The organism is Paenibacillus paridis (assembly GCF_006345825.1).
GTDB lineage: Bacteria > Bacillota > Bacilli > Paenibacillales > Paenibacillaceae > Pristimantibacillus > Pristimantibacillus paridis.
Map to the genome: position 1 here is coordinate 447,553 of NZ_VCIX01000091.1, position 17,716 is coordinate 465,268.

At 37.1% G+C, this 17,716-nt stretch carries 19 protein-coding genes; 18 read left to right on the top strand and 1 reads right to left on the bottom strand.

Annotated features, from left to right (window positions below):
• The first annotated feature begins 7 nt into the window (after positions 1 to 7).
• From FJQ58_RS22045 to fliT, 10 genes are all read left to right on the top strand, one after another.
• Entirely contained in the window at positions 8 to 505 is a 498-nt protein-coding gene (locus FJQ58_RS22045; protein WP_139996958.1) for a flagellar protein FlgN, read from the top strand.
• Between the two features lie 15 nt (positions 506 to 520).
• Positions 521 to 2,050, top strand: a complete 1,530-nt coding sequence (flgK, locus tag FJQ58_RS22050; RefSeq protein ID WP_139996959.1) for a flagellar hook-associated protein FlgK — start codon at positions 521 to 523, stop codon at positions 2,048 to 2,050.
• Positions 2,051 to 2,111: 61 nt separating this feature from the next.
• Positions 2,112 to 3,020: a flagellar hook-associated protein FlgL gene (gene flgL / locus FJQ58_RS22055; RefSeq protein ID WP_139996960.1), complete on the top strand. Its 909-nt coding sequence runs from the start codon at positions 2,112 to 2,114 to the stop codon at positions 3,018 to 3,020.
• 114 nt (positions 3,021 to 3,134) lie between these two features.
• Positions 3,135 to 3,578, top strand: a complete 444-nt coding sequence (gene fliW, locus FJQ58_RS22060) for a flagellar assembly protein FliW (protein ID WP_139996961.1) — start codon at positions 3,135 to 3,137, stop codon at positions 3,576 to 3,578.
• A gap of 1 nt (position 3,579) precedes the next feature.
• On the top strand, positions 3,580 to 3,816 hold the full coding sequence (csrA, locus tag FJQ58_RS22065) for a carbon storage regulator CsrA (protein ID WP_139996962.1): 237 nt from the start codon (positions 3,580 to 3,582) through the stop codon (positions 3,814 to 3,816).
• Between the two features lie 119 nt (positions 3,817 to 3,935).
• Positions 3,936 to 4,703 carry a flagellin N-terminal helical domain-containing protein gene (locus FJQ58_RS22070; protein WP_139996963.1) on the top strand — a complete coding sequence of 256 codons (768 nt, stop codon included), beginning with the start codon at positions 3,936 to 3,938 and terminating at the stop codon, positions 4,701 to 4,703.
• Positions 4,704 to 4,835: 132 nt separating this feature from the next.
• Positions 4,836 to 5,198: a flagellar protein FlaG gene (locus FJQ58_RS22075; RefSeq protein WP_139996964.1), complete on the top strand. Its 363-nt coding sequence runs from the start codon at positions 4,836 to 4,838 to the stop codon at positions 5,196 to 5,198.
• A 16-nt stretch (positions 5,199 to 5,214) separates the two neighbouring features.
• The gene (fliD, locus tag FJQ58_RS22080; protein WP_139996965.1) at positions 5,215 to 6,606 is read left to right on the top strand and encodes a flagellar filament capping protein FliD; all 1,392 of its coding nucleotides are present in this window, start codon (positions 5,215 to 5,217) and stop codon (positions 6,604 to 6,606) included.
• A gap of 25 nt (positions 6,607 to 6,631) precedes the next feature.
• A complete protein-coding gene (gene fliS / locus FJQ58_RS22085; protein WP_139996966.1) occupies positions 6,632 to 7,033 on the top strand; it encodes a flagellar export chaperone FliS in 402 nt (133 codons plus the stop codon).
• Positions 7,034 to 7,360 carry a flagellar protein FliT gene (fliT, locus tag FJQ58_RS22090; RefSeq protein WP_139996967.1) on the top strand — a complete coding sequence of 109 codons (327 nt, stop codon included), beginning with the start codon at positions 7,034 to 7,036 and terminating at the stop codon, positions 7,358 to 7,360.
• Positions 7,361 to 7,433: 73 nt separating this feature from the next.
• Here the strand turns inward: fliT and FJQ58_RS22095 are convergent, their stop codons facing one another.
• Positions 7,434 to 9,377, bottom strand: a complete 1,944-nt coding sequence (locus tag FJQ58_RS22095) for a tetratricopeptide repeat-containing glycosyltransferase family 2 protein (protein ID WP_139996968.1) — start codon at positions 9,375 to 9,377, stop codon at positions 7,434 to 7,436.
• 233 nt (positions 9,378 to 9,610) lie between these two features.
• Between FJQ58_RS22095 and FJQ58_RS22100 the strand changes: the two genes are divergently transcribed.
• The 8 genes from FJQ58_RS22100 (at position 9,611) to FJQ58_RS22135 (ending at position 17,606) form a co-directional block, all read left to right on the top strand.
• Positions 9,611 to 10,675, top strand: a complete 1,065-nt coding sequence (locus tag FJQ58_RS22100; protein WP_139996969.1) for a glycosyltransferase — start codon at positions 9,611 to 9,613, stop codon at positions 10,673 to 10,675.
• A 179-nt stretch (positions 10,676 to 10,854) separates the two neighbouring features.
• Complete coding sequence (gene rfbF, locus FJQ58_RS22105; protein WP_139996970.1) at positions 10,855 to 11,637, top strand: glucose-1-phosphate cytidylyltransferase; 783 nt, start codon at positions 10,855 to 10,857, stop codon at positions 11,635 to 11,637.
• Positions 11,638 to 11,689: 52 nt separating this feature from the next.
• Positions 11,690 to 12,409: an LbetaH domain-containing protein gene (locus FJQ58_RS22110; protein ID WP_139996971.1), complete on the top strand. Its 720-nt coding sequence runs from the start codon at positions 11,690 to 11,692 to the stop codon at positions 12,407 to 12,409.
• On the top strand, positions 12,384 to 13,286 hold the full coding sequence (locus FJQ58_RS22115; RefSeq protein ID WP_162341675.1) for an NAD-dependent epimerase/dehydratase family protein: 903 nt from the start codon (positions 12,384 to 12,386) through the stop codon (positions 13,284 to 13,286). The genes FJQ58_RS22110 and FJQ58_RS22115 overlap by 26 nt, the downstream gene beginning before the upstream one ends.
• A 118-nt stretch (positions 13,287 to 13,404) precedes the next feature.
• A complete protein-coding gene (gene rfbC, locus FJQ58_RS22120) occupies positions 13,405 to 13,971 on the top strand; it encodes a dTDP-4-dehydrorhamnose 3,5-epimerase (protein ID WP_139996973.1) in 567 nt (188 codons plus the stop codon).
• 1 nt (position 13,972) lies between these two features.
• The gene (locus FJQ58_RS22125) at positions 13,973 to 15,787 is read left to right on the top strand and encodes a glycosyltransferase (protein ID WP_139996974.1); all 1,815 of its coding nucleotides are present in this window, start codon (positions 13,973 to 13,975) and stop codon (positions 15,785 to 15,787) included.
• A gap of 46 nt (positions 15,788 to 15,833) precedes the next feature.
• Positions 15,834 to 16,934, top strand: a complete 1,101-nt coding sequence (gene rfbG / locus FJQ58_RS22130; protein WP_420799857.1) for a CDP-glucose 4,6-dehydratase — start codon at positions 15,834 to 15,836, stop codon at positions 16,932 to 16,934.
• Positions 16,935 to 17,408: 474 nt separating this feature from the next.
• Positions 17,409 to 17,606, top strand: coding sequence for a cold-shock protein (locus FJQ58_RS22135; RefSeq protein WP_028608231.1), 198 nt, complete (start codon positions 17,409 to 17,411; stop codon positions 17,604 to 17,606).
• Positions 17,607 to 17,716 lie beyond the last annotated feature (110 nt).

The window sequence follows — 17,716 nt, forward strand, 5'->3', positions numbered from 1 at the left end:
AAGCGGCATGTCTATCTCCCATATTGTGGCGACACTTGAGCAGCAGCTTAAGCTGTATGAGCAGCTTCTTGAGCTGGAAGTGAGTAAGAAAGCGCTTATTATGCAAAATAGTATCGTCCAGCTGAATAGTGTCACACAGAAAGAAAAACTGTTGACTGCTCAGGCTGAGAGTCTGGAGCAAAGCAGAATTTTAATGACCGCCCGCTATTTCATTGACAATGGTTTTCGGAACCGCAGTGGAATATTATCGGATTTAGTTAAGTTAGTCAGTAACGCGGAAGATAAACAACATCTTATGCACCTGCATGAGACTTTAACGAAAGTGCTTAAGGAATTGAAGCATGTCAACGATTTAAATCAGCAGCTAGTTAAGCAATCACTTGATTTCATAAATTTCTCAATTGACTTAATGGTCGAAGATCCCAATGAAGAACTCGTTTATCAGCATCCAATGAAACAGCTATCGGGAAATCGTAGTAATCGAATATTTGATAACAGAGCATAATTAGGAGGGAAAACGGTGACCTCAACGTTTCATTCACTAGAAACATCAAAGCGAAGCTTAATTACCCAGCAAGTTGCTTTAAACACATTAAGCCATAATATCTCCAATGCCAATACTGAAGGTTATACAAGGCAAAAGGTTACGATGGTAGCGACAAGACCAATTGAAGCCTATGGCATGTCTAAATCAACGGCTCCGGGACAATTGGGTACTGGTGTGGAGTACACTTCTATTACACGTATCCGTGATGCATTTTTGGATGAGCAGTATCGTAATCAATCAGACATATCAGGAAGTACGGAAATTCAAGCCGATACACTAAGTAAGCTTGAATCATTTGTGAATGAGCCTTCCAATACGAGTATCCGTACGGTTCTTTCACAATTTTGGAGCGCATGGTCTGATCTAAGCAAGGATCCCGAGAATGTAACAGCTCGTGAGATCTTAATCGAGAGGACGCAAGCGCTAACGGATACATTTAATGGTTTAAGCGGGCAGTTGGCAGACCTCGATTCGGATATCAATACAACCATTAACACAACAGCTGCGACAGCTAATTCGATAACGAGTTCAATAGCGGCTCTTAATGACCAGATCAAAAAGATTGAAATGCTTGGCGATCACGCAAATGATTTACGCGATCAGCGTGATCTGCTTACGGATCAGCTATCTAAGCTTGTCAATATAAAGGTAACGGAAACTAATGATGGTTACTCTATAACGATGGGCGGGGCTCCTCTTGTAGAAGGCGGGCAATCGAACGAACTGACCCCTGCTTCATTGGAGAATGCATACGCATCTGGAACGTTAACAGGCGGAAAAATACACGGTATGTTTGTCTCGCTGGATAACGTAGAGGAATTTGTTAAACAGTTAGATACACTGGCTAACACGATCGCAAACGGTGAGTTTGAGGTAACGATTCCAGCAGGCTCGGTTCTTCCAGGGACGACAGTTCCAACGGCAGCAGAGCAGAAGATGATAGTAAAAGGTATAAATGGTTTGCACAAGTTAGGATACACTTTATCTGATCCGGCAACTGCTGGTGGAGATATTTTCACGATAAAGGATGGCGCAACCACCATTACCGCTGCAAGCATTCAGTTAAATAAAGATATTGCAACGAACTCAAATAACATCGCATCTTCTATGCGGACAACGACTATTAATGGTGTTACAACCGTAATAGCAGGAAATAATAGTATGGCTTTGCTCATGTCACAGTTGTCGGATACAAAGTTTTCCTTCGACGAAACAGCATCTGGAGGTACTGTGAAGAGTGCTACTATTGGCGACTTCTATAGCGCTGTTGTAGGAGCACTCGGTGTGAAAAGCCAAGCTGCTACTCGTGAAAATGCGAATGCAGAAGCTCAGCTGGCTCAAGTGGATGGCAGCAGAATGTCGATTAGCGGCGTGTCATTGGATGAGGAAATGTCAGACATGATCAAATATCAATATGCTTATACCGCCTCTGCACGTTTTATGACGGCTTTTGACGAAATGTTGGATAAATTGATTAACGGAACAGGAACGGTCGGCCGTTAATGATATTGAAAGCATTCAATAATGACCAGTTACAAACAGTTTAAAATAGGAGGTAACGGCAATGGCTCTTCGCATTACGCAAGGTATGATGCATTCGCAGCTTACCCGAAACATAAATAAGAACCTGAATACAATGTCCGGAATTCAGCAACAATCCTCTTCGGGACTTAAACTGAATAAAGCTTCTGATGATCCCGTTGGGATCACATACTCGCTTCGTTACCGCTCAGAGCTGGCTGCAAACGAGCAATTCCAAAAAAATACAGACCAGGCTCTCTCGTGGTTGGATTTTTCAGATTCAGTCATTAGTCAAGCGGGTGATGTTATGCAGCGGTTAAAGGAGCTTGCCACAAAAGCGGCGAATGGTACTAATCCACAAGAGGCACTTAATGCGATTCAAAGTGAAATATCAGAGCTCAAAACGCAACTTGTCGATATTGCCAACAGCAAAATGAATGGAAAGTACATTTTTAATGGAGAAACTTTCAACAAAATTCCTTATGATACGACTGATCCTCTTTTTGATGCTAAAACGGTGCAGACGGATAGCGGTCAGGTCAATTACGCACTTGGAACAAATGTAACAGTGGGGATTAGCTTGACTGGTAATCAAGTTTTTGGGGATGCCAATTCAACTAATAATGTGTTTGCGGTACTCGACCGTATTACGTCAGCTTTAATCAATGGGGACTATAGTGGCGTATCTGCTGAAATTAAAAATATTGAAAATAGTTATGATACGATGCTAAATGCACGAGCTCAAATAGGTGCTAAAACGAATCGTGTTGAGTTGATGCAAGCTAGATTAGCTGATTTTAACCTCAGTCTTACGGATATGCAGTCCAAAGTAGAAGATGCAGACTTGGAGCAAGTGCTTATTGATTCTACAACAAGTCAGACAATTTATGAAGCTTCTTTATCTGTTGGTGCTAAGGTTATCAGTAGATCATTGGTTGATTTCTTAAGGTAACCTAGTCTGTATGTTGCATTTAGTATACGAGAATGGTCATAAATTCTGAAGCTATGGAATCGGTAACGATGCTATAGCTTCTTCTATTAATACAATCTTTGGAGCGTGAATGAGATGGTAATTGAAACAAGCAGATTTGGTTTATTGGATATTGAAGAAGAACAAATTATTTCCTTTACTGGCGGAATTCCGGGATTTAAAGATTACGAGCGCTATACGATTGTTACAATAGAGGATAGTCCATTCCAATATTTACAATCCATTGAGGAAGGCTCTCTGGCCTTCATTATCGTTTCACCGTTTGATTTTTTTAAAGAATATGAATTTGATCTGCCTGAGCAGTTGAAGAGTGAAATGAATATTAGCAGAAATGACCAGATTCAAGTTTATAATATAGTGAATGTACACGGTGATCTCGCCTCAGCGACTATAAACCTAGCAGCTCCTGTCATAATAAATACAGTCGATCGTATAGGCATCCAGTATATATTCCCGAATGGGGCTTATTCGATTCACGAAGCTTTGTTTGGTAAGCATCTATCGGCAGGAGGAGAGTAACATGCTCGTATTATCTAGGAAGAAGGGCGAAGCTGTACTCGTTGGAGAAGATATTGAATTTAGCATCTTAGAAATAATAGGCGATACTGTTAAGATTGGAATCAAAGCCCCCTCAGAAGTTGGGATTTTGCGCAAGGAGCTCTATGTTTCTGTTGAGCATATGAATCAAAATGCAGAAAAATCTAGCATCACAGCAACGGAACTAATGAATCAATTTAAACAAATAAAAAAAAAATGAAAAGGCTATAAACATTTCCCTAATTATACCGATAATATATTTAGAGCTAATAAGGGAAACCGAATTAAGCTTACCACATGGATGTGGGACTAAATAACCATTTCAGGGAGGAAATAACAATGCGTATTAATCACAACATTACTGCTTTGAACACTCACCGTAACATGGGCCTTAACAACGCCGCTGCCGGTAAATCAATGGAAAAACTATCTTCAGGTCTTCGCATCAACCGTGCAGCTGACGATGCTGCTGGTCTTGCAGTCTCTGAAAAAATGCGTGGCCAAATTCGTGGTCTTGAGCAAGCTCAAAAGAACGTACAAGACGGAGTATCGTTTGTACAAACAGCTGAGGGTGCAATGAACGAAGTTAGTTCCATGCTTACTCGTATGAAAGAGCTTAACGTTCAAAAATTGAACGGTACTTATTCCACAGGAGATACAGCTAACATTGATGTTGAGCTAGGTCAACTTGGAACACAAATCGGCAAAATTATGACGGATACGAAGTTCAATGGTATGGCGATCACAGGTGGAGCTACGATTCAATCGGATGATTCACTTCAACAAATCGCTATTAACTCCATCACTACTGCGAGCTTTGCTTCACTGACATCTGCTTCTACACTTACTGCTGTTGAAACAGCTATTTCAGCTGTTTCCACTGAACGTGCTAAGCTTGGTGCTGTTCAAAACCGTTTGGAATACACTTCAAACAACCTTGGAACGACTGTTGAGAACCTTACTGCTTCCGAATCCCGTATTCGCGATACAGATATGGCTTCCGAAATGGTCAAACTTACAAAGGACAACATTCTTCTTCAAGCGTCTCAAGCTATGCTGGCTCAAGCCAACTCGCAACCACAAGGCGTATTGTCCTTACTTCGTTAATTTGTTTCAAAGGGAAGAGGCCTTGGTGTTTACCAAGCGCCTCTTTTCTATTTAAATAGCAATAGCATCTAATAAACCGGGCATCAATGTCCGATAATATAATTAAATAATAATTGTAGGGGTGGGCATAGGATGATAAATATCTCATCTGTAAACACTACGGCTGCATTCACTTCTGAGGCGAAATCAAACATCGGACCGAGAAAAGAAATAGGAACGGATCCTGTTGCAAAACCCGTTAATAGGGATGATATGGGCGGGGTAACTGTAACGGAAGAATTTGTTAGAAAAAGTATTGATAAAATTTTATCTGCAATTAAATCCCCCGAAACAACAATTGATCGTTCCATACATGATGTTACGAAGCAGGTTATATATAAAATAAGAGACAAGCAAAGTGGAGAGATTATTAGACAATTTCCAGAAGAGAAACTTGTTGAAGCAGCAGCTAGACTTATTGAGCTTACGGGCATGGTATTAGACAAAAAGGCGTAACAGGAGGTATCTAAGAATGAGAATATCCGGATTAGCATCTGGTCTTGATGTGGATTCAATGGTCAAAGAGTTGATGAAAGCTCGCAAATCCTCATATGACACCATGATTAAAAAGAGAACTCAAGTCGAGTGGCAACGGGATGATTATCGATCAATTAGTTCGAAAATTGTAGATTTCAGAAACAATAAGCTTTCAAATTATAACCTTTCTAATGCAATTAATGCTAAAACTTCACAGATTGCTGGAGATACGAGTGCGATTAAAATGAATACGACATCTTCAACTGCTGCTGGTATAATGACGGTAAATGTGGATCGTGTTGCTACTAGTGCTAGAGAAATATATACTGTGGGACAAGGAAGTTTGGGAGCGACTACGATAACAATTAATGGTGAACCGATTACACTAGAGGCCTCGGCTTCAACGGGTGCAGATCTGGCTGCTGCAATAAATGCAAACATGAGCAAGACAAAGGCGACTGCGCTGTACAACGCCAATACGGGTGAATTATCAATTACTGCAACTGAGACAGGCAAGGATAAACTAATTATATCATCTGGCCCTCTTGTACCTACGAATAACCCTGGAAATGTAGAAGGTGTGGAAGCGAGAGTTATTATTAATGGTATGGAATATATTCAAGATTCAAACCGTTTTGTTGTAAATGGAGTTGATTTCACTGTCAAGGCAAAATCAACCGTAGATACTACAATATCAGTAGAAAAAGACACGAGTAAAATTATGGATACAATAAAGTCCTTTGTATCGGAATACAATAACTTGCTCGGACTGATTAACGGTGAACTGAGTGAAGAAAAAAACCGAACTTATTTACCATTGACAAGTGATGAGAAGGCAGCGCTTTCGGATAAAGAAGTCGAACAATGGGAAGTAAAGGCGAAAAGTGGAGCATTACGTGGTGATTCGACTCTGTCCAAATACGTTTCTGATTTAAGGAATATAGTAACTTCTTTAATTGGTGGAGCAGATCTTGGTGGGGGCCAGCGCTTGTCAGTGGGCATAACAACGGCTAGCTATACGGAAAAAGGCAAGCTCGTTCTAGATGAGGAAAAGTTACTTAAAGCGTTAGAGTCGAATCCAGACGAGGTCACTGCATTGTTCTCAGATAGTACAACTGGAGTATTTAGAAAGATGATGGACACATCTTTAACTACTTTAACTGATCTATCTAAAATTGCGGGTACATCTATGTCTAGTTCAGATGCTAATGCTAGCTTTCTTGAAAGTTCATTAATTGGTGATCGAATAAGAGATATGAAGTCGAAAGAATCACTAATGTTGGCGAGACTTAACAGTCTCGAGACAACATATTACAAACAGTTTTCCGCTATGGAAAAAGCAATTAACAATTTTAATAGCCAATCTTCTGCCATTTCAAAATTATAGTAGGTAAGTTAAGGAGTGATTCAGCATGATTAATTCGCCATATCAAATATATCAACAGTCTTCCGTTCAAACTGCGAATGGTGGACAGCTTATCATTATGCTTTATGAAGGTGCCATTCGTTTTACAAAGGCTGGAATTGAGGGCATTCAAACTCGCAATTATGAGAAGGCTAATACAAGTCTAAAGAAAGCCCAGGCGATTATTCATGAACTGATTGCTGCCTTAAACTACGATTACGAAATTTCTAAGGATCTACTACAAATTTATGAATATTTGCTTTATCAATTAATTGAATCAAATATGAAGAAAAATGAAGTAATGGCACACGATGTCGTCGCTCATCTGGTAGAACTTAGAGATGTGTGGAAGCAAGTCATAAAAGGACCTGTATCATCAGAAACTAGAATTGAATCTGGAGTAAAATAAATGACGCTACAGTTAGAAACACTACACAAATTAACATTAAAGATTGCTCAACGAATTGATAATACTAATATTGAAGAATTGTTATCCCTAGTACAACTTCGAGATGATGCTATAGAATCTCTAAATGCAAAGAGTATTATCTCTGAGGTAGAACAAAGTCTCCTTCAGCAAATTCGAAAGGAAGACGATCTTATTCTCTCTCGCATGACGGCACTGAAAGATGAGGCTGCTGAAGGACTTAATAAAATTGCAAAGATTCGGATTCAGAAAAAGACTTATGAAAAAATGTACGCAGGGGACAGTTATTTTTTTGATAAGAAAGAATAAAGTATTTTTAATTTTAATTTATTATCGTGTAAACAAACAAACCGTCGGATTTTACTCCGGCGGTTTGTTTGTTTTAGAAAAGCGATTGTAAAAAAGAAAGTTTACGGTATTGAGGGAAGCGATCAAATAGTTGTTTCCAATATTGTTTTTTAATATCTTGATCTTTACAGTGAATTAACAATTGAATATATAGGTGTCTAGAGTTGGGTGATATCTTAATGGCCTCTTCGTAAAATGGAATGGCATCCTCATAAAGTTCATCATTTACATGAATAGAAGCTAAATTTATATAACTCAGAAAAGACAATTCGTTTGAATTAAGTAGGTTATTATAATAGCTAATGGCAATATCATACTTATGCTTAGAATAGAAGTAGTTAGCTAATAAATCAATCATACTCGGATTAGTAAATTTAGTGATGTAAGTATCGAATATATCATACTGTCCTAATTGGAATAAGTCTGTGATTAACTGGAATAATTGAGCTTGGTTTAGTTCAATCCATTCATTAGTGAACTTTTTACTAATCAGCTCTTGATAAAATTGATTATTTGTACGCAGCGGATCGTCATCTTTATCTATTAACAATGAAGTATCAATCTCAATATTCCAGATTAAATTAGCAAGTGCAAGCACATGAAGTACATCTTTATCTACTAGCTTGATCTTACGTTCTTTGAGAATCTCTTCAAACATGACTTTTTTCTCACATAATATTGCAAACCGAAGAGTATCGTGAAGCGAAAATAAATCTTTATTTGGAACTAAGTTGTAATAGGTTGAAGCTAAATCAAGCTGTCCAAGTGTTAGGAAGACTTTGAATAATAAATAGTAATCTTCTAGTTTGGCGTTAGGGAATAATAATTCAATAAATTTTTTAACGGCTACGTCGTCTTGATAATTTAGCGTTAATTCTAATAATTGAACTAACGAAGCATAATCTGTGGGATCACTTTGAACTTTTTTTGTTAAGTAGTAGGTCGTTTCCTGAACATTGTGCTCTGTCATTGAAATAGTGACTAGCTTCGTTAGTGGTATTTCCAATGCGAAAGCTGGGTTTACTAACCAAAATATAGGTTCTTTGGTAGCTAACGCTTCAGATTTAGTTATTGCAGTCTTAAAGGATTGTTTTGCTAGCTCGAATAAACCTAAAAACTCGTAAATGATGCCTTTCATACAATGGTAGTCAGGATAGTGATGTTTGTCTCTATTTTCTTTTTCGAGTAACTCCCATGCTTCATTTACTCGATCTAATCTTAAATAGTTATTGATTATTTCAAATACGCATAGATAATGCCAAATGGTTGATGGGTCTGTTTTTTTATAGGCTTTTTCGTAATAATATAATGCTTTCTTAAAATCATTTTGCATAGAATATTCATTTCCGATTGTAAAATAATCATAGGATGTAAATCCGGATTTACTTTTTAATTGATTAAATATTTGTTTGTTTCTAGAAGATTTATCTTTCGTACTCATAGTTTCATCTAAATAGCCGGTATGAAAAATATTTATAGCAGCCTTTTTAGAAAAGAGAGGAAGACCTTCTTGGGAGCGGAACTGTTCATGAATTGGTCTATCAAATCGTATACCGAAATGGTTTGGGATTAATCTACCTACAGCACCCTCAGTGATTTTCCCCTTACGAATGTTTTCCCCAAGAAAGCTGAATACAGAGACTACATAAATAGTATTCGATAAAGGTGTTTCTTCTTGTAAAAATTCTCGAATAGAAGGTACTTCTTTGATCTCAATATATTCATCTGCATCAAGCACTAATACCCATTTGGATGTCGCATATTTTAAACTTTCGTTACGAGCTGCAGAAAAGTCATTACACCATTTAAAATCATACACATGCTCCGTATATTGTTTTGCTATTTCTTTTGTACGGTCGGTGGAGCCGGTATCTATGATAATTATCTCATCTGCTAGAGTGCTTATACTTTTTAGACAGCGTTCTAAAACCTCCTGTTCATCTTTTACTATCATACAGATAGAAAGTAATTTACCCATAATATCTCCTTTACAATACGTGGTAATGAACACGATGAATATACTTCATATATCGACATTATATCAGTAATTATTACATGCAGATATTAGCAGTATAAAATCCTACAGTATTTATCTGAATATGACGATAATAAACATAAACACTTATAGACAAAGGAGGATAGCACTTGAAATACTTGCGTTTTATAGCTTAAAACCTTTTAGCACATCGATAATTGTACAAGGAGTAAGTTATGAAAACACTATCTATAGTAATGATAGTCCGAAATGAAGAGAAGGTACTTGGACGTTGTTTAGAAAGTATAAAGAACTTAGTTGATGAAATTATTGTCGTTGATACTGGTTCAAAAGATACAACGAAAGAAATTGCTACTTCATTTGGTGCAAAGATTTATGATTATGAATGGAATGATAGTTTTTCCGATGCTAGAAATTATGCTTTAGAACAAGCAACAAGTGATTGGAATCTAGTATTAGATTCGGATGAATATTTATCTAATGAATCTGCTGATGAGATACATAATTTTATTAATAATAATAACAATACAATAGGGAGAGTTAAGAGAATAGACAAGTTTAAGGATAAGGCGGGAGACTCTTTTGCACAAACGTTCATTTCTCGTCTTTTTCCAAGAAATTTACGTTATAAAGGAAAAATACACGAACAGATTGATTCGAGCCTGCCCCGAGTTAAGCTTTCAGTTGAGGTACAGCACGATGGATACTACAATCAATCCCGTTCAGAGCGGAATATTCCACTTTTGTTACATGAAATTAAAGTAGCACCTCAAGAAGCGTACTATCATTACCAAATAGCTAAAGAATACAGAGGGTTGGAAAAACATGAACTATCGTATCATCACTTGAAACAAGCATATTCTTATATAGATAAGACAACTAGTTACTATCCTAATACTATTGTTGATTATATTTATGCTGGAATGGCTAGCGGCGAATTGGATGAGATATTACAGGTGATAAACGATGAAAATAATCGCTTAAGCGATTTCGCTGATTATCAATTTGCATCGGCTTTATATTATTTAGAGATTATTATGAAGAATACCAATAAGTATGTACATCTATTACCGGAAATTGAAATCTGTTACCAAAAGTGTTTGCAAATTGGTGAAACGGATAAGTATGATAGCGTAATGGGTACTGGTAGCTTTTCAGCACTACATAATCTAGGTGTATTCTACGAAGTAACAGGTCAAACAACTAAGGCAATAGAATGCTATAAAAAAGCAATTGAATATGATTATAAGCCTTCATTACAAAGACTTCAGAATTACTAGATGTTATTTACAAAAAATCTATAACCCACAGACATATTGAATATTAATATTTATCGCTATTTATTAAGAATATAAATAATTGAAAATAGCAATTATGTAATTAAGGATTAAAATATTTTAAAATCTTCTAATGATTAGGATATATGGTTAAATAAAATCAGACGGGGAAGTGAGCAGACATGAAGGTTGTCATATTGGCTGGTGGCAGGGGGACACGAATAAGTGAAGAATCGCATCTAAAACCGAAACCTATGATTGATATTGGTGATGCCCCAATTTTATGGCATATAATGAAGACCTACTCCTATTACGGTTATCACGAATTTATTATTTGTTTAGGTTACAAAGGTTATGTTATTAAGGAGTATTTTGCAAATTATTATAGACATATGTCTGAAGCGGTCACATATGATTTTACTTCTGGAAACGCCGTGGAAGTTCATCAAAATATGGTGGAACCATGGAAAGTGACTTTGGTAGAGACAGGTCTTAACACTATGACTGGTAGTCGCATTAAGCGAATCGAACCATATATCGGGAATAATCCATTCATGCTTACGTATGGAGATGGTTTGGCAGATATTAACATTAACCAACTTATTCAACGTCATAAAGAAGGTGGTAAGCATGCAACTATAACTGCTGTGCAGCCCGATGGAAGGTTTGGACGTCTAGAATTGGACGGAGACAGGGTAACAGGTTTTACTGAAAAAGTTAAGGGAGACGGCGGCTGGATAAATGGGGGATTTATGGTTTGTGAGCCTCAAGTTTTTAACTATATACAAGATAAAGAAACAACAATTCTTGAACAGGAGCCTTTACAAAATTTAGCTCGAGATGGCGAACTTAATGTTTACCAGCATGATGGATTTTGGCGGCCAATGGATACTATTAGGGAAAAAATTATGCTCGATGAGCTTTGGGAAAACAAAAAAGCGCCATGGAAAGTATGGGCAGAGTGATATCTAGATATTTAGATTTTGCAAAAGAAGACATTATTTCAAGGAGATGACTATGTTTAAACTGTCCCTACCAGCAGATGATTTACAGACCTATATTTTTAATCAGTTAGGTCATTTTTATCCAGACAACCGATTGTCTCCCAAGGATGAAAGATTCACCAAGTCTTTTCAACAGGCTTTGGAACGTACGGAATATTGTTTTAAGCATGTGGCATTAAAAGCATACCATAACGAAGGTACAACATTTTTTTCTCATCTTCATTCTGATCAATATTCGTTGTTCTTATGGTTTTTGTCTAATTCAGTATGGCGCGAATTTGAGGACATAGAACTTGCCTCCAAACTCTTTAATTTAAATAAGACTTTAAACGGCGTAATATGCATGTATGATGCGGAGATGCCTAACATCTTTCTAATACTTCATGGTGGAGGTGTGGTATTGGGAAAGGCATCCTATAATGATTTTTTTGTGTGTTGTCAAGGATGTACAGTTGGGGCAGTAAAAGGCGTTTATCCTGTTTTAGGTAAAGGGGTAGCTATGGCCCCGCAGTCAACGATTGTAGGGAATTGCATTGTTGGTGACCATACGACCATCGGAAATCAGGCGTTATTACGAAATACAAACTTGAGTAGTGGTTCATTATATTATAGGCATATTGATACTGGGAAACACGAGATACAGCTAAAAGACCAACCTTGGGCGCAGTCATTTTTCAATGTTCCGATTCCACGTAATGGAGAAAGTTATGAGAATAAAAACTGTATTGATTAGTGGTGCTGATGGATATATAGCGCTTCATATGACTCAGATGTTAAGAAAGCATAACTATAAGGTTATAACTGCAACAAGAAATGAGTGTGGGGATTTCAGAATGGATTTTTCAAATCCAATTGAAATAGCATTGTTGAAGAAAAGTGGAATCGACGCCATGTTACATATGGTTTCTCCTAATGAAACGCTTTACAAAACTAATCCTTATCGAGCATTATCAGAAAATGCAACAGGGATACACGCTGCACTTGATTTTTGCAAAAGCAACAGTATTGGAAATTTTATATACTTATCCAGCTTTCACGTTTTTGGCACACAAGAAGGGAGATTGACTGAGAATATTTCAGTTGCTCCACGCAACGACTATGGATTGGCTCATTATACCGCTGAGCAAACCGTCCAGATGTTTGACCGAACTAAACAGGTTAACGGTTGGATAGTCAGGCCATCAAATCTTTTTGGTGTTCCAATGAATCTTGAAAAGTTTAAACGTTGGAATTTAGTTCCTTTTTTATTCTGTAAAGAAGCTGTAGAGAGCAATACAATAACGCTCCTGACTCCTGGTAATCAGCTTCGAAATTTTGTAAGTGTATCTGACGTATGCAAGAAAATATTATGGATATTGGAGCAGAGACCTACGGAACATATATATCATGCCTATGGAAACGAAACATTAAGCGTTTTGCAATACGCTAAGTTAGTACAGAAAGTTGCAAAAGAAATATTTCGTCTGCCAGTACAAATTATTCGTCCAGAAGGGAATGATCAAATAGTAGATTTTGAGTTCACTAGTCTAATCAAGAATCCTATTATTGAGCCTACAGAGAATTTGGAGACTTTTATAAAGGAAATGCTTAAAGTATTGCTCAACAGATAAATGTGCAGTTATTTATCTAATATGTGAAAAATGAATGTTGGTATTATTATATATTACTAATATGTAAGGCTTATCTATAAGCTTTTTAAATAATTTTCAAGGTATAAGGAGAATGCATATGTTAGTTCAACCTATACTTTTGCATCGGGCAGCGATAATAGAAATGGAGCCCATTAAGGACAGCCGAGGTCATTTTTCTAGGAGTTTCTGTAAAAAAACGTTAGAGAATCATGGAATATTTTTTGATGTTGTTCAAACCAATATGGCATTTAACCGTCATCATGGTACGATCAGAGGAATGCATTTTCAGGTCCCTCCTTTTAGCGAAGATAAGATTGTTTCTTGTTTTCAAGGTGCTATTTACGACGTTATCGTAGATCTTAATCGTGAAAGCCCCACCTTTGGAAAATGGTTTGGAATAACTTTATCTGCGGAAAACAACTTATCTTTATATGTACCGAAAGGCTTTGCACACGGATATCAGACGCTTACTAATAACACGAGTATTCATTATATGGTTAGTGAGTATTACACTCCTTCTCATGAAGCTGGAATTCGATGGAACGATAAAGCAATTGGAATTGAATGGCCTCTTAAAGATGACCTTATTATTTCATCGAAGGACGAGCAATGGAGAGAGTTTAATACAAGTGTTGATGGAATGATTTTATCTGAGGGAGACTGAAATGGATCATAATATTACTACGCAGATAATTGGAATATTAGAAACTGGATATGAGGCAATTTGTTATTTGGAAGATTGTATACAGAATGGTGAGCTAAACCTATCAGATATTAAGGTACTGGATAACATGCTTGAATTGGTGGATGCGCTTGACAAAGTGACAGTGAATGTATCAGTTCCAAATCGGGTTAAAGAGATAAATGCGAATATTATATTCTATATTAATCAACTGGAACAGAGTGTAATGAATGATAAAATAAACGAGTTTTTATATGATTTTCGCTTTCACTTTCGCTCTTTGTTTCGAATATTAGAGTTTGAGGTTGCTTATATCATAGAGAATTTTGTTAATAAGGAGGATCATCCTCGTCTTTATCCTGAAGTAGGGATCGTAGATCATAAAGAAATTGCCTCGAAAGGTAAAGAGACTTTCTGTAAAGCGAGTGTTGTTCTGTTAGCTTATAATAACCTCGATTATACACGCGATTGCGTAGAAAGTATTCTAATGAATACGGATGATGTGGATTACGAATTAATTTTGGTAGATAACGGATCAACGGATGGAACAAAAGAGTACTTTGATTCCATTGTCGGAGCAAAGGTCATCCACTTGAAATATAACCTTCATGTTGTAAAAGGCTTTAATATTGGCATGATGGCAGCAGAAGGGGAATACTGCGCCACTGTATGCAATGATTTTATATTTACTCCAAACTGGTTGAAAAATTTGATTATTTGTATAGAGTCGGATCCATGTATCGGATATGTGTCTCCAGGAGCGACTTTTATCTCCAATTTACAGCAAATTTCAATGCCATTCTATTCTAAAGAGGATTTCCAAGAGAAGGCGAGAGAGTACAATATAAGTGATCCTTCTAAATGGGAAGAACGAGTAGTACTTTTGCCCAATGTCTTGTGCTGTTCAACAGCTCTTTTGGATCGAATAGGCTACTATGATACTCGATTTTTCCGTGGTGAATTTGCAGACGACGATATTAGTTTCAGAATCAGACGTGCGGGGTACAAGCTTATTTATTGTGCGGATACAGTGACACATCATTATGGTAGCTTAACGACTGTAAGTGACCATCAAACCAATTCATTGGAAGAAGGAAGACAAACATTTTTAGATAAATATGGTATGGATGCTTGGTTGGATGCGCGAATGAATCCTACATATTTGAAAATAGATTTTAGTCAGTTGTCCAATGTGAAGTCTATTCTTGGAATTGATGTTAAGTGTGGAGCCACTTTGATGCAAATAAAAAATCAAATTTGGTCAAGTTTTGGTGCAAAACCACAGTTGAGTATTTGCACAACAGAACATAAATATGAGATTGATGTAAAGTCTATTTCAGAAGATGTGATCCTGCTTGATGATTTACGCCACTTTCCAGAGAAACTTAACCATAAGTACGATTTGGTTTATATAGAAAAGCCATTGGATTGTTACTCTGATGAATTGGATAAGATATTTAGCAATCTTTCTAAAGTTATGAATATGAACGGTAAAATAATATTTACGGTTAATAATAGTGTTTATATAGATACAATATATGACATGCTTAATTCTTCTAATTTTATGCACAATCGAAAAATTTATATACGTGACATGCTTTGCTTGCAAGCAAAAATATATGGGTTTGAACAGAACTCAATTATCAGCTTTCTCCATGACCATAGTCCTGAAAATAGTAAAATTGTTGGGAAACTGGCGAATTTTTTAGCTGGTGAAAAGGAATTAGAAACGAAATATATAGAATCGATATTAAGCACTAAATTAGAATTGTATCAGATGCACTATCAAGACCATTAAGAAATATGAATCAAAATAAAATTGTATGAAAGTCAGGAGTGCCTATATGATTAAAGCAGGCATGGTGGATCGTAGTTTCTGGATAGGTAAGCGTGTATTTCTCACAGGGCACACAGGATTTAAAGGTAGCTGGCTAAGTTTATGGCTTCATAACATGGGGGCTAAGGTAACTGGCTATTCTTTATCTGCACCTACTGCTCCGTCTTTATTTGAACTGGGGAATATGGAGGAGGTATTAGAGGAGTCTCTTTTTGGTGATGTGACCGATTTGGAGCTGTTGAAAAATTCACTACAAAAAAACAAACCTGAGATCATTATTCATATGGCAGCGCAGCCTTTGGTTCGAGAATCTTATGAAGACCCGGTGCAGACCTATACAACTAATGTGATGGGAACTGTGAATATAATGGAGGCTGCACGTACCTGTAGCACGGTGCGTGTAATTTTAAATGTAACAACAGATAAATGTTATGAGAATCAGGAGTGGCATTGGGGATACCGTGAGAGTGAGCCATTGGGAGGATATGATCCGTATTCCAGTAGTAAAGCTTGTTCGGAACTCATTACTTCAGCATATAGTCGTTCTTTTCTGAAATCAGCTAGCATCAGAGTGGCTACGGCGCGAGCAGGAAATGTTATCGGTGGAGGAGATTGGGCCAAAGATCGGTTGATTCCTGATTTGATTAGATCGTTGACTAAAGGTGAACAGATTCAAATTCGAAATCCCTACGCTATTCGTCCATGGCAGCATGTCCTGGAGCCGTTGTCTGGCTATCTACTACTTTGTCAGCTTCTGTATTCGGAGGAAGGTGAAAAGTTTGCGCAAGCCTGGAACTTTGGCCCAAGAGATAGTGATGCTAAGTCAGTGGAATGGATTGTCAATCAAATACTAGGCAAGTGGCCTAATGAACACCCTGGCTATCAAGTAGAAAGCCAAAAACATAGGCATGAAGCAAATATGCTCAAACTGGACTGTTCTAAAGCATTAAATGAGTTGAATTGGACTCCAAAATGGCAATTAGAAAAGGCTTTGGATTTTACTATTCAATGGGTTACTGATTATTTGCAGGGTAAAGATATAAAGGAACTGTGTGAGTGGCAGATTAGAGAATATGAGGCTGAATGTTTACTACAAATACAAGGGTAAAGATGGACTTTTATTTAGAATCTCGAAGGGAAAAGGCATTTGTGACTTTAATAGTGTAAATGAATTTTACTTACATTATTAGATTAAGTTTAAGTGTCTAGTGTTGGGCGCCATCATTATTAACTACTTGTTGCGGTTCCAAATGATCATATAATTAAAACCCTCATCTTGTTTACGGGGTGGGGGATAAATTAGAAAGTTTCTAACAAAACATCGACAAAGTGTGTAGAAAAAAAAGAAAATGAAGCAAGAGAATGATTATTTTTAAGTATTTGCATATAGATAAAATCCTCTTAACAATCGTAAATTATCGATTCATTGGGCTATAGCTGTACAGAGATTCCCTGTTACCGCCCAATTGAATCCGCTTACAACAAATTGTTTGACAATTCCGTTAAGTGGGTGTTATAGTCAAATTGTGGGTTATACGATGAGATGCCTCACAGTATTTGAAGATGAAGGGAATGTTTGCACATGCAAGGTAAAGTTAAATGGTTTAACGCAGAGAAGGGTTATGGATTTATCGAGACTGAGCAAGGCGGCGACGTATTTGTTCATTTCTCCGCAATCCAAACTGAAGGTTTCAAAACACTTGAAGAAGGCCAATCCGTGGAATTCGATATTGTAGAAGGCGCTCGCGGACCACAAGCTGCTAACGTAGTTAAATTGTAATCATTCGGCTGATCCAGCCAACCTATATTTTGGATCACTACACATGTCACTTACACAAAGCTCCGGGAAACCGGGGCTTTTTTTGTTGGTTTTTTTGCACGTACCTTTGT